Origin of the sequence: Psychroflexus salinarum (genome assembly GCF_042677225.1) — a bacterium.
In the GTDB taxonomy this organism is placed as follows: Bacteria; Bacteroidota; Bacteroidia; order Flavobacteriales; family Flavobacteriaceae; genus Psychroflexus; species Psychroflexus salinarum.
Map to the genome: position 1 here is coordinate 220,881 of NZ_JBHTIV010000005.1, position 14,328 is coordinate 235,208.

Sequence of the window (14,328 nt, forward strand, 5' to 3'; positions counted from 1 at the left end):
TAATTTGTATGTCAATTCTCGAAGATTGTCTAACAAAAACTATCTTTTAACTAATTCGTATATCTTTAAAACATTATTAGGGAATAATGAAAATATTAAACCTTCGATTTTAAATTTGATTTTTTTTGATTTTTTCATGTGGTCAAATATATCAGTATTTAATGCTATCTGTCGCTTAAGCTTTACTTTGGACAAAGGATCTATTTCCCGTGAATAAGACAAAAGACTATTAAATGATGTACTTATCACATTATTTATATAAGGTTTAATATCATCTTCTACTTCCTCGGACAATACCATAAGGTTATGACATACTATTAATAGGTCAAAGCATTTCTTTGGATTTACACTTTTTGTAGTTGAACCCATTCTTGTATAATAATAATAATATATTGTTTCCGTAATACCTATTCTCTTAGCATAGTACAATGCCTTAGGAGTAAACTCATTATCCTCATGAAAAATATTCGGATAAAATGACAATCTGTTATCTGTCAAAAAAGCCCTTCTGAAGATATGCAGAGGCGGTCCAAAAACAAAATCAGTTTTAAGTATTTCTCTATTATTGGCAATGATTAGGGTTTTGGGTTCTAATTCAGTTTTTGCAATATCTGTATATTCATCATTAATTTTCTTAAATCCAATTCTTAAAATATCCAGAGTGTTTGTTTCACACATATTTAATATTGAACTAAGACAATTACTTTCAACCCAGTCATCTGAATCAACAAACCAAATATAATTGCCCACAGCTTTATCAACCCCATTATTTCTTGCTACACTTTGGCCGCTGTTTTCTTGAATCAGATAATGTATATTACTGTAAGCATTTTTATATGATTCACAAATATCATGGCTATTATCAGTAGTTCCATCATTGATTAAAATTATTTCATAGTCATTGTTGGAAATATTTTGATCAATGCAACTTTCTATGCATTTTTTTAAAAATGGGGCTGTATTATAAACAGGGATGATTATAGATAATTTCATTGGAAAAAAAGAAAAAATGGTAATTGGGCAAAATCTGTATTTTATTTCCTAACATATTTATTTAATAAACGGCTTATATAAGTTTCAATCATAACTTGAGGCAAGAAAATAAGCGCCTTGTTAATCATTTTAGAGTTGATTGATTTATATCTCTTATATATCTCTTTCCGGTCTTTACTCCTTATTAATAGTGGTAAAAAAGACTTACGAACGCTATAAATATATTTGACAGTGGAACTTTTATTTTTAAGTAAATAATTATAGTATTTACTTATAATACTGTAATTCTCATAATTTATTTTATGATTGATAAATGCTTTCTTGGAAGTATTGGATACATGGTCTCTATAATTCGATAACGTTTCGTTTATGAATGCAATCTTGAAGTTCATTGAAATATTATTATAAGCAGCCCAATCACCTGCATATCTAAATTGTTCTAAATTAACGTTAGCTAAATCTAGTGCATCCTTTCTCATCACGACTGCACTTGCATTATTTATAACGCATTTTTTACTAAGATATTTTTGTAAAAACAGTTTCCCATCCATGATAAACGAGCTATCCCAAGTAGGTGTTTTAAACATATATCTTCTCAAATCATTTAGTGTGTATAATCTTTTATTTGCATTATTTTTATCGTAAATGACATTCGAATTACAATAAATTAGTCCTATTTCTTTATCCTGGTCCAAGACAGGGATCATTTTAGATAGCAATTCCGGCTCAGCAAAATCATCGCTTTCGGCAATCCAGATGTATTCCCCTTTCGCTAGTTTAATTCCCTTAGTCCATTGCCTGAACACTGAACCACTATTCTCCTTATTATAAACAACAGTAGATACTTTAGGATGATTTTTATATTGTTCAATAATATCTCGGCTATTGTCTAAAGAGCAATCATCGAGAATAATAATCTCAATGTTATTATATGTTTGTGATATAACACTATCTATTCTCTGTGTTAAATACTCAAAGTGATTATAGTTAGGTATAATAACAGAAACCATACTTTCAAACATCAGATATTCTTTGCGATAATTTTTCAAAGCTATTTAAAGCAATTTGATTTGCTTTTGTCTGAGCTTCAATAAGTCTATTCTGATCAAACTCATCTAGTAAAAAAGAATGCAATGTCTTGGATATATCAATTTTCCCATCAAGTATGTCTTGCAATCTTACGACATAATCATCCAGGTCTAAAATCTTCATCATATCTTCCATCTTGTGTTCATAGCTTATCGATAAAAAAGGAGTATGATTATTGATGGAAAAAATAGTCTGGTGCAACCTGGACACGACTGTAAATTTTGATTTACTTATTATGTATTGATATAAATCTGAATCGGGATTATTTTCTAATATATATATACGTTTCGGATTACTGCACTTACTCTTTAAAGAATTAAAATAATCGGTGTCCTTATTATCTTTATATATATGTGGTAACATTACAATATCAAAATCTGTCTTTTCTATAATAATATTTATTATTTCTAAATATAATTCCACAAATGTTTCTGAAGAATAATTTGAAAATCTTGGATGCCATTCAAATGCAGAAGGTGTAAATACCATGTAATTACTCCCATAATGTTCGATTAATATTTCTTTATCAATATTTTCATAATCAGGAATGTTTGAAAATACAACATCTATAGAAGGATAAAAAGGTATTCCTAAATACTTAGCCTCTGTCTGGCTCCTTTGATCTCTCAAACCATTAAATTTTGAGTATTTCAAGTACTTTACAACCTTTCTTTTAAAAAAAGAGTCTAAAAAAGTTTTGTCTTGAAAATCACCTATTGATCTAGAGTAAATACCAAAATTCTTTTTGAACGCTACAAAGATTGACATCATCCACAAATAATCCCATTCTTTATACAGACCGAGTTCCAAACCTCCTGGCGCAAAAAGAAGAAAATCAGGCTTTAATAAAACTTTATATTTCTCTTTTAATTTAGGAAATAGAATTGAAAGGAATTTTAATAATTTTGGACTTAGAATCGCTAACAATTTTTCGTATTTACTAACGACTGGAATGTCGCTTAAGAAGGATATCTCACTATCTTTAGTGAATTCTAAATCTATCTTTCTACTACTCAAAACGGAATATTGTATTTCTGCTTCAAATTTTTCTTTCAAAAGTTGATTTAATGATTTAAATGCTGCGAGATCACCAATGTTATACATAGGCTGCCCCACAACTTTTATGCTTTTATTCATATTCTGGTTTTTTAAAGTCTTTTGATTCTAAGATATTTTGTGTTAAAATTTTAATTTTTATTGATGAAATTTATAAGCAGGGATTTAACAAACTTTCTCTCATTATTTTTAAGGCCTATAAAATACACGAAAGTCATACTCAGTATAAATGAAATAAGCATATTTATAAGCGTCTGAAATAAACTGTTTGATTCAAAAATTGATTTAAAAATAATTGGAATAGAAGCTGAAAGCAAAATTACTGGTATATTTCTCCATAATATATCTTTTAAAAACTCTAGGATTGAAAATTCTGGCACATTCTTTTTAACAAAGATTAACCTGGTACCAAGTGCTACAAAATTGATGAATATAATACTTATAAATGCTGATTCAGGCGGAAATCCAAATTTAAAGAGCAGGTAAGCAATTGGAACATTCAATGTGAAAATTGTAGCTATAAAAATCTGATAAAATTTGATTCTCCCTGTAGCCTGTATTAAAGTAACTAAAGGACTTGAGAAAGAATCAATCCATGAATTCATTAAAATCAATATTGTAAAAATAACTGTATATTCAGGCACAACGTCAAGCCACAAATTAAGTATAAATTTAATTTCTAAAATAAATGGTAATGTCAAAATAAAAATCAAATAAAAAGAAAATTTTGAAGTTCTTCTAACTAAATCAAGCATGTCATATATATTCCCTGAAGCATAATTTGAGATTATTTGTGGATTACTAGCCATTTGGAAATTAGAGACAAATGAGTAAACTGAATTATAAATTTGGTTTGAAATGGCGTAAGCTGCATTAACAGTTGTACCAAAAAAAATATTAGAAAGAATATTAATTCCTTGACCTTTTGAAATCATAGAAAAACTTCCAAGCAAGTTCCAACCTGAATAATTGATTAATTCTTTGTAAATATGTCTTTTCCGAATTAATTTAAAGTTCGTTTCGCTGAAATTACGTTTAGCGAAAATCAAGTAAACTAAAGCTACGATAATCGAAACTATAAAAAGTAAAAAGCTATATAATTTCAGTTTATCATATGAAAACCAAATGAGTAAAAACACAGCTATAAGCTTTAAAACCATTTCAAAAACGCCAAAGTAAGCAAATGCATACATGCGCTCTCTTGCTATAATAATTGCGTTATAAGGAACTTTAATGATAGAAACGACAAAAGAAAACACAGAAAAATGATACACAAATAATGCTGCGTCAATACGATTTGAAGGAATTTTTAAATAAAACCGGACGAACCAAAGCCCAACAGTCTCTGCTAATATCAATATTGTGAATGCAAGAAATATATGTATTAATAAAGCTGCATTAAAAGTTTCTTTAAGCCTGGAAAAGTCATTCCTTCCAATTTCAAAAGATAAAAATCTTTGAGTTCCTGCAACCATTGCACCGTTGAGAAAACCGAAAAACATGACAACTCCACCTACAACACTATAAATACCGTAATCTTCAACTCCAAGTTCTATTAATACTATTCTAGATGTATAAAGAGATACAACTAAAACAATCAACATTCTTACATACAAGAAAATAGTATTTTTAGCTATTAACTTATTATCAAACACAGATATAGTATATATTAAATTTCTTGATTCTTTTTATTGTAACATTTTTAATGATTATTTATCTTATTTAATGTTATTTTCATTTCTTTAAATTTAATTTGATAAGCTTGAATTTTTCTTTATTGGTTTTATTGTTTACTAACTTGCCTTCAAAAACTTCGTTAACTCCAAGCCCCTTTAAACAATCAATTTTTAATTGGACAGAATAATACCTGAACAAATCACTTGATGACCTATATCAAGAAGTTTTTTGATAGATGGTATCCAATAAAGCCTGCATCTCCTGTTACTAAGATGGTTTTCATTTTTTTAATTGGTTTATTGTTAACAGTTTTCAGTTGTCAGTGACTAGTGATTTGTGACTGGATATTTTAATTTTTTTTTCATTTCGATAAACGGTAAACTGGCAACGCTCAACTTTTTCACTTACACAAAAAACTGATATCACTTTACTGCAGTATTACTTTTCCCAAGGCTAAACAATTGAAACCCGATTTTTGTCAAATTTTTGAGGTCTAAAATACCCCGACCATCAAATACAAAAGCAGGCTTCATCATATTGTGATATACCTTTTGCCAGTCGTAAGCAGCAAACTCGTCCCATTCTGTCAGTATGGCTACGGCATGGGCCTCTTTCATGGCTTCATAAGGATTACTGACTACAGTGATGCGTTTATGGATAGCTTCCGGATCCAGTGTTCCCAGATTTTCCAGGTCGGTTATGATTTGTTCTTTTTTCACCTTGGGATCGTAAATGCTGATGTTGGCCTGTTCCTGGAGTAATTTTTCGGCCACGTAAATGGCTGCAGACTCCCTGGTATCGTTGGTGTCTTTTTTAAATGCCCAGCCCAGAAACGCAATTTTTTTGTCAGCTACCGTATTATACAGCGTTTTTACGATTTTCCTGGCAAAGCGGTGCTTTTGGTAGTCGTTCATAAGGATAACCTGCTCCCAGTAGTCGGCGACTTCCTGCAGACCCAGCGAACTTGCGATATAAACTAAATTCAGTATGTCTTTTTGGAAACAGGAGCCCCCAAAGCCCACAGAGGCTTTCAGAAATTTGGAGCCAATACGGCTGTCCATGCCTATAGAACGGCTTACTTCAGAGACGTCTGCTCCGGTGACTTCACAGAGCTCGGAGATCGCATTGATGGACGATACCCGTTGTGCCAAAAAGGCGTTAGCCACCAATTTGGATAATTCTGAAGACCAGACGTTGGTCGTCAGAATACGCTCTTTCGGCAACCAACTGGCATAAATATTAACCAGCTGCTGCATGGCTTCCCGTCCTTCTTCAGTATCATCACCGCCAATGAGCACCCGATCGGCATTTTGTAAATCTTGTATGGCCGTTCCTTCTGCAAGAAACTCAGGATTGGAGAGAATCTGGTAACTGACTCCGTTACCGGTATTGTGGAGTATGCTCTTTAAAGCCTCTGCGGTTTTAACCGGTAGTGTTGATTTCTCAACGATGATCTTATCATCTTTAGCCACCCGCGCAATTTGTCGGGCACAAAGTTCGATATACTTCAGGTCAGCCGCTTTGCCTTTCCCTTCTCCGTAGGTTTTGGTGGGTGTATTGACCGAAATAAATATCATATCAGCTTTATCTATCGCTTCATCAACTTCTGTAGAAAAGAAAAGATTTCTCCCGCGTGCTTCTTTCACCACCTCAGCCAGTCCAGGCTCATAGATGGGTAAATTATCTAAATTGTCGTCGTTCCAGGCGCTGATCCGAGCTTCATTAAGATCTACGCAGGTCACTTGTATATGTGGATTCTTTTGTGCAATGACTGACATGGTTGGTCCCCCAACGTAACCAGCTCCTATGCAACAGATGTTTTTTATGTTTTTCAATTTTTTATTAGTTTATGGTTGACAGGTTTCAGTGACTAGTGATTTGTGACTGGTGATTAGTAACTGATTACTTTTTTTAGTTTTGAGTTTAATGTTATCTCTTAAATTGAAGCTTTCATTACTTTTTGTAGCTCACCCGCGACTTTATTGTTTTAAGTGTTCGTGAATCTCGTACCTCGATTTCATCGCCGCAATCCCGAAGCATCGGGAGTAATCAACAACCCCGATAGCTATCGGGGAGGCTTATTTTTATGTCTTTGAAAACTACAAAAGTGGTTCCACCTCGTAACGCAAACCGTTTCACTCGTGCATTACTCCTTCAGCCTTTCCTCACCACTTTCTTGTTTTAGTTCACCCCCGTTTCTATTGATTAAGTGTTCATGAACCTCATTCTTCGGTTTCTCACATCCATAAAAAGTAGGCCATATCTTTTAATTCAGAAATAAATTTCACTAGTGATAATTTTTTATCGATAAACAGTAAACTGGCAACGGACAACTCTTTCACTCAATACTCACTTCCAGGAACGGCTTCGCCACGGTGAGTCCCATAAGTGGGAGCACCGTAGCTCGTTGTCTACATCACTACAACGTTGAAAAATGATATCCTAAGTCAGTGCTGGCCTTGCGATTTGGCCTTTAGTCATGAAGAAATAGGATAAATTTTTCAATAGTTAAGTAGCATATAGATTTGGTTTTGCAAAGAAGGTAGAATTCTTAAAAAAAACCAAAGGAATTGGAAAGTATTTTTGGTTAGTTTAGAGTTGTTCGTTTTCGGTTTTTCGAGGATTCGTGTATTCGTATAGCATAGGGTCAAGAGTCGAAGGGTCGAGGGTCGAGGGTCAAGGAGTCTAGAGTTAAATAGTGAACTGATTGACTGGTATACTGGTTGACTGGTAGACTGGTTCACTGTTTTCTGTTTACAGTTGAGCGTTTGGGGGGTACTGAAATAAGTTGACCGTTTTTAAGCATTAATTTTATCAAACTAACCGACTCATAAACTCATGAACTACTGTGGCTTCGATACGATCCAATCAAAATGTCGTGATCACTCGGCCACCAGTTTAAGTCGGTCATTGAGTGTCCGCCTATGGCGGATGTATCGAAATGAAGTTAATGTTTTCATTTTTAAGTTCACCGCCTTAGTCATTTATAATTTATTTTATGACTTAAAAGCTTTCGATGTGATTAATGCTTCCATTCTTTTTTAGTTCACCCCAGTTATTACTGATTAAGTGTTCATGAATCTCGTTCCTCGATTTGCATTGCCCAAAAGAATCAAAAAACGCTAGGCTTATTTTTATGTCTTTGAAAACTACGAAAGTGTTTCCTCCACGCAGCGCCAACCGTTACACTAGGGCACTGTTCCTCTTCCTTCCATCACCACTTTCTTGTTTTGACTACATCCATAAAAAGTAGGCCGTTTTTTTACATTGGATATTAATTAAACATTTTGAATTTTAAAAAGCTCTAAAAAATTAATTGAAATTGGTCATTGAGTGTCCGCCTATGGTGGATGTATCGAAATGACGTTTCTCGTAATTTTAAATTGAGAATTTTTAATTAAAAAAGCTCATTAACTCAAAAACTCACGGACTAATTAACTTAACGTAAAAAGCTCCCTTTAGGGTTTGGGAAAAGAGTCTGTTTTCTGTTTTCAGTTGAGCGTTTCGAAGATTCGAGTAATCGAATATTCGTATCATCGTATAGTTGGTTAGTCAAAGGGTCTTGAGTTGCTATAATAGCTATGTTAGTGAACTATTCAACTAGTATATTGGTCAACCCTATTCAGGACTCTACAAACTGACAACCGAAAACTGGCAACGCCTTCTGACTCCCTACCATTTTAAACTTTAAGCCTTATCTTTAGTCTTAAAAAAAACTCAACAAATGAAATACGTATTACTTCTTGTCTTTGCACTTAGCCTTCAGATGGGCTTGGCGCAGGACAAAAACACTAAAGATTTAGATTCTATTTTAGAAACAATGCCCAAAAGCGAAGGGCTGATCACTACTTTTTTTGAAGATGATAAGCTTTACTTTAAATTTCCTGAAGAGATTCTGGAAAAGGATTTGCTCATGGTGACCCGTCTTAAGCAGTTACCGGCTAACTATTCGGCTTACAGAAATGCGGGGTCGAAAACCTCTGAACAAATGATTCACTTTGTGAAAGTGGGTAAATCGATAGATCTGGTTCAGGTTCTGACGACCAATGTGGCCGATGAGGATGATCCCATCAGTCTGAGTGTGGCTCAAAATAACCTTAACCCTATTTTGGCTTCCTTTCCGATCAAATCTGAAGAAGGAGAAGATTTCGTCATTGAAGTGTCTTCCTTCTTCAATGCAGATTCACCTTCCTTCAACATTATTCCTGACGGATTAAAATCAGAATATAAAATCGGGAAAGCAGACGATAAGCGCAGTCGTATCAATTCGGTGAAAAGTTTTCCTGAAAATACTGAAATTACGCACACCCTTACCTTCCCAACCAGCAATCCGCCAAGAGGAAATTCTACCAATACCTTTACGTTTCAAATCAATCATTCCATCATCGCTTTGCCAGAGGACAAAATGCAGGTGCGCTATGAAGATTCGAGAGTGGGCTGGTTTGGTTTGAGAAAATACAATTACAGTTCTGAGGCGCTTAAGGCGGACGAAGAACGATTAATTCGTCGCTGGAGACTGGAACCGAAAGACGAAAAGGCTTATGCCAGAGGTAAACTCACCGAGCCCAAGCAACCGATTGTGTATTACCTGGATCCCGCAACTCCTGAAAAATGGAGAAAATATTTTATCCAGGGGATTGAAGACTGGAATTCAGCTTTTGAAAAAGCAGGATTTAAAAATGCTATTCAGGCTAGAGTAGCGCCAACGAAAAAGGAAGATCCCGATTTCAGTCCGGAAGATGTACGCTATTCTACCGTGAGGTATGTTGCCTCTACAACTCGAAATGCTGTTGGACCTAGTGTTTCTGACCCGCGAACTGGTGAGATTATTGAATCGGATATCATCTGGTATCATAATCATTTAAGATCTTACCGTAATCGTTACCTTTTGGAAACCGGTGCTGCCAATCCAAAAGCCAGAACACTCGACACGCCAGAAGAGGAAATCGGTGAAATGATGCGCCGTGTGATTTCTCACGAAGTTGGTCATGCCCTGGGGTTACCTCATAACATGAAAGCGAGTTCTGCTTATGATGTAGAGCAGTTAAGATCTGGAAGCTTCACACAGGAAATGGGAATTGCGGCGACTATCATGGATTATGCCCGATACAATTATGTGGCGCAGCCTGGAGATAAAAACATCCGTTTTGTAAGAAAACTAGGGCCTTATGATGATTATGCCATTGAATGGGGTTACCGTTATTTTCCAAACAGCTCTCCGGAACAGGACAAGGACATCCTGAAAAGCTTTGTGGACAAACGCAGCACAGATCCTATGTACATGTTTGGCGGCAGAGGAAACGATCCCAATGCACAGACGGAAGATATCGGTGATAATTCTGTTAAGGCAAGTACCTATGGTCTGAGCAACCTCAAGATTGTGGCCAAGAACCTCGACTCCTGGACAACTTCTGAAGGGGAAGATTTTGACAATCTGGAAGAGCTATACGGCGAAATGCTGGGTGTGTACAGACGCTATATTTATCATGTAGTTTCTATGGTTGGCGGGGTTCATGAAACTCTTTTACATAAAGGTCAGGAGGGAATTCCATACCAGGCTGTAGACAAAACAAAGCAGCAAGATGCCCTGGAGTTCATTAGCGATAATGTATGGACACCACAATACTGGCTTGTGGATGAAGCTTTGGTTTCCAAGTTTGCGGAAAGCGGAAAGCTGGAGAGCCTTATCAGTATAAATAAAGGAGTGCTCAATCGCCTTACAATTGCAAAGCGACTCAACAGGATGTGGGACACCCATTCTACCCTACCAGGAAATGGTTTATCACCTCAGGAGCTTCTTGATGCTTTGGTAAAAGATATCCTAACGTCCAGAACAACGCCAGATCAGGTGGAGCGTGAGTTACAGAAGCATTTGGTCCATCAGTTGATCGAATTGGAGAAAGACAAAGACCTGGCTCTGGAGCTAAAAGGTCATAGCCTGTCACTTCAAAATGAGCTTTTATCCAACTTTAAAACTAAAATGAATACCAACACTAAAGTTTTAAAAGCGCATTATGGTTATATGATGAAGATGCTGGAAGAGGCTTTGGATGACTAGTATTCCACTATCTATAGGCAGTGAGTTATGACTAGTGAATTATTATACGCTGGACGAACCCGATATATTTTGATAAAAAATCAATTCATATGGAAGCAAATGTTAAAAAAATTGTACGGTTCGACCGTAGTAAATGTACGGTCGAACCGTAACTCAAAGTCTTTTTAATAACTGACATTTGCATAACTAATCCAATTAACACTGTCAAAATTTCATCTGATTTTGAGACCGTTCCAATGAAAAGCAAGGCGTAACCGCCTTGCTTTTTTAATTTCTTCTTTTTTATTGTTGTCATTCCGATCCTGAAGCGTCGGGAAAGCTTTTGCTTCGACGAGCCTGGCTGATGGCACAGTCAGGGAATGTTTGGTTATTCGTGTCATCGGGTAGTTGTATAGTCGAGGGCTGAGTGATGAACGCGAAGACCTCAGGCTTTATTTCATTTACAAGCTTTACGAAAGCATTTTCGATACAATCTAATTGTTAACCAACAAACAGATCACTTAAACTGACGATAATTTTAGAGTCATTTTGAATACAGAAATTGAATTGAAACTTAATCCTCAGCCTCATAACTTATTAAGTCTCCAGGCTGACAATCCAATACCTCGCAGATACGTTCCAGGGTGGAAAAGCGAATAGCTTTAGCTTTGCCTGTTTTCAGAATAGACAAATTAGCCTTAGTAATGCCAATGGCATTTGCCAGATCTACTGACTGCATGTCACGCTCTTCCAGGACCTGATCTAAATTGATTTTAATAGACATAATTATATCGTTAAATCCTGATCCTGTTTCGCCTGAATGGATAACTTAAGCATTTTGCTTAAGCGTATAAAACTTAGTCCAAGGACCACTAAAAGCAGATAAATAACTGAATTGCTTTGGAAATAATGATTGGTGAGCTCGAAATGATAGCTCAAAAAGGCTTTTTTAATCATCAGACAAATTCCTATCACAACCAAAAACTGCCCGCCACGCTTAAGGTGTTTGGCAAGATTAAAAGACTTGAAATCTGCATTCAGCATAAATATTTTGGCTGCTTTTCGCAAATGGTAGGCGACGAATACAAAGGCCACTAAAAAAATAATTTCATTGATGGCTCCAATATAAAGCGATGTTGAAAATTCACTTTTAGGTTCATAAATAGAGTTAGAGCGACTTATATCAAAACCTTCAAAAAACATCATAATAAGAGTAGCTATTGAATTGATAACCACCAGGATAAATAATATATCAAAAATGAGTTTGAAGCTAGATTTTTTAAACATAAAATAGAATTTAAATGGTGAGTTTATGATCGATTTCCAAGGCTCTGCCACGGTCGATAATTTTGGCAAGTAGTAGGAGAATTAGGCCTAAAGCCAGATGACTGACAAAGGCGTACTCTATGTCAAATACATAACTGAGTTCAAGTCTGTTTTGTACAAAAGCTTTCAAAATAAATTTCAGAACAGGGATGCCTATCGCATAAACAATGAGAACATAAGCCAGAAATCGTACGGATGACGCGTTGGATTTGTTAAAGTAATCACCCCGTTTACAACGCTTTATTACAGGTACAATTCGATTAAGAGAAATAAAAGCAAACACCCAAAATATAAAAACTGGAAGGAACAAAATAACAGATTCAAGATTTGTTTCTCTTATTCTTTCTGCGCCAGTGATTAATAAAACAACCGGAGTAACAATACAGGCACTTAAGACCAAACGCAGAACCTGAACTCCAAGGTAAAGTGTGTGTAAAATAGTTTTCATCAAGATCGGTGATTATTGTTTTACGATAACAAATATAGTTTTTGTTACTGTAAAACAATAACTAAACTTGTTTTTTTAATATTATACATAAGTGCTTTTTTGTAAAACACATTGCAGTATATATTCATTTGAACGAGCGTGACGTTAGTAGCGGTGGGTTTTCATTCCGATCCCTAAGCGTTGGGAAAGCTTTTGCTTCGACGAGCCTGGCTGGTCGGCAAAGAGAGTGAGTCTTTTGGTTATTCGCGTCATCGGGTAGTTGTATAATAGAATGGTTAGGAGTCGAGAATTAAGTGTCGAGAGTCAAGAATATGTACTGGTGGATTCAGGAATTAAAAATTTTAAATTAGTAATTATTAATTGATTTAAATTTTCCACTATATCACTCCTCCATTACACGAAGAACCAGTCGCTAGACACAAATCACGATTTATCGACAACTGATTTACAGCTTTTATGGCTTCGATACAATTCTCCTATCGTCGAATCACTCAGCCAGCAGGCCACAGTCTAAATCGGTCATTTAGTGTTCCGACAGGGTTCGTTAGGATGTATCGAAATGACATTAATTATCATATTCTTTCACACAACTTTACTGTCAGGTGCTGAAACCGACAACTGTTTTAGATACATAAAAAGTAGGCCAGGTTTCTAAATTCGACATGCAATGAAATCTTGACGTAAGTAGACTCCCTTTAGGGTTGGAGTTAATGGTTGTGGAGTGGTGGATCTTTTCCGTTTATAATTTAATCGTTTTGTAAAAAACTAATCTAAAGGAATACGCTTTTTCAGTGCGTTTATTGAGAAAAGATTTAGTGTAGACAAGTTCTGCTTTAGTTGGGTCGAGTTCTCGATACACTGATTTTAGTCTATCGACATAAATCAGCACTCGAACAGACACCGATAACTCTGTCCTTATAACTAAATGTAGCTTCGATACACCCGCCTAAAGTGGATACCTGCCTTTAACAAGGAAATACAGGCAGACTCAGCCCCAATAGACCAGTTCTACCAGTTTGAATAAAAACTACTACTCGATTTTACTAATATCTCATTACACGATGAACTGAAAACTGTTAACGACTATAAACGGTAAAGTCTTCAGATTCAACAATTTCGTGAAATTATGATTTTCGTCATGGTATAAACGGCTTATCTGATGCATCTTTATAACGAATTAAAATTCAGAAGCCATGAAAACGACACCCATTCACAAATTGATGACCCGAAATCTTGTGAAACTAAATCTAGAGGATCAACTTACAAAAGCAGAATCCTTATTCAAAAGCCACAAGATCAGGCACCTGCCTGTTGTAAGCGGTGATAAGATTGTAGGTATGCTTAGTTATAATGACTTATTGCGTATCTCGTTTGCAGACTCCGCCAACGATGACGGGGACACTGTAGAAACCACAGTGTATGATATGTTTACATTGGAGCAAGTGATGTCTAAGCAAGTAGCTTTTGTCAATGCATCAGACTCTATCGAAGATGCCGCAGAGTTGTTTATCAATAAAAACTTTCATGCATTACCAGTACTAGAAAATGACAAATTGGTAGGCATAGTGACTACTACAGATATGATTCGGTATTATAATACGAAGTGTAAGTAGGAGTTGATAGTAATTAGTTGTCAGTTTACTGTTGCCTGCTATTAAGAAATTAAAGCTTAATAAATGGCAACTAGCAGACCGTTGACCCG

At 35.4% G+C, this 14,328-nt stretch carries 10 protein-coding genes; 2 read left to right on the forward strand and 8 right to left on the reverse strand.

Annotated elements, in window-relative coordinates; translation table 11 throughout:
- Positions 1-39 precede the first annotated feature (39 nt).
- The 5 genes from ACFQ0R_RS03220 to ACFQ0R_RS03240 form a co-directional block, all read right to left on the reverse strand.
- Positions 40-993, reverse strand: coding sequence for a glycosyltransferase (locus ACFQ0R_RS03220; RefSeq protein WP_379656934.1), 954 nt, complete (start codon positions 991-993; stop codon positions 40-42).
- Positions 994-1,034: 41 nt separating this feature from the next.
- Complete coding sequence (locus ACFQ0R_RS03225; protein WP_379656935.1) at positions 1,035-2,015, reverse strand: glycosyltransferase family 2 protein; 981 nt, start codon at positions 2,013-2,015, stop codon at positions 1,035-1,037.
- Entirely contained in the window at positions 2,008-3,219 is a 1,212-nt protein-coding gene (locus ACFQ0R_RS03230) for a polysaccharide pyruvyl transferase family protein (protein ID WP_379656936.1), read from the reverse strand. Before ACFQ0R_RS03230 ends, ACFQ0R_RS03225 begins: the two co-directional genes overlap by 8 nt.
- A 50-nt stretch (positions 3,220-3,269) precedes the next feature.
- The gene (locus ACFQ0R_RS03235) at positions 3,270-4,793 is read right to left on the reverse strand and encodes an MATE family efflux transporter (protein WP_379656937.1); all 1,524 of its coding nucleotides are present in this window, start codon (positions 4,791-4,793) and stop codon (positions 3,270-3,272) included.
- 444 nt (positions 4,794-5,237) lie between these two features.
- Positions 5,238-6,650, reverse strand: coding sequence for a UDP-glucose 6-dehydrogenase (locus ACFQ0R_RS03240; protein ID WP_379656938.1), 1,413 nt, complete (start codon positions 6,648-6,650; stop codon positions 5,238-5,240).
- 1,889 nt (positions 6,651-8,539) lie between these two features.
- On the opposite strand from ACFQ0R_RS03240, the gene ACFQ0R_RS03245 reads away from it, so the two are divergent.
- Complete coding sequence (locus tag ACFQ0R_RS03245) at positions 8,540-10,873, forward strand: zinc-dependent metalloprotease (protein ID WP_379656939.1); 2,334 nt, start codon at positions 8,540-8,542, stop codon at positions 10,871-10,873.
- A gap of 553 nt (positions 10,874-11,426) precedes the next feature.
- Here ACFQ0R_RS03245 and ACFQ0R_RS03250 read toward each other — a convergent pair.
- The 3 genes from ACFQ0R_RS03250 to ACFQ0R_RS03260 are packed head-to-tail and all read right to left on the reverse strand — an operon-like array spanning position 11,427 to position 12,626.
- Entirely contained in the window at positions 11,427-11,636 is a 210-nt protein-coding gene (locus ACFQ0R_RS03250) for a helix-turn-helix domain-containing protein (RefSeq protein ID WP_379656940.1), read from the reverse strand.
- A gap of 2 nt (positions 11,637-11,638) precedes the next feature.
- Positions 11,639-12,139, reverse strand: coding sequence for a hypothetical protein (locus tag ACFQ0R_RS03255; protein ID WP_379656941.1), 501 nt, complete (start codon positions 12,137-12,139; stop codon positions 11,639-11,641).
- Between the two features lie 10 nt (positions 12,140-12,149).
- Entirely contained in the window at positions 12,150-12,626 is a 477-nt protein-coding gene (locus tag ACFQ0R_RS03260) for a DUF2975 domain-containing protein (protein WP_379656942.1), read from the reverse strand.
- 1,193 nt (positions 12,627-13,819) lie between these two features.
- On the opposite strand from ACFQ0R_RS03260, the gene ACFQ0R_RS03265 reads away from it, so the two are divergent.
- Positions 13,820-14,239, forward strand: a complete 420-nt coding sequence (locus ACFQ0R_RS03265) for a CBS domain-containing protein (protein WP_379656943.1) — start codon at positions 13,820-13,822, stop codon at positions 14,237-14,239.
- Positions 14,240-14,328: the final 89 nt, after the last annotated feature.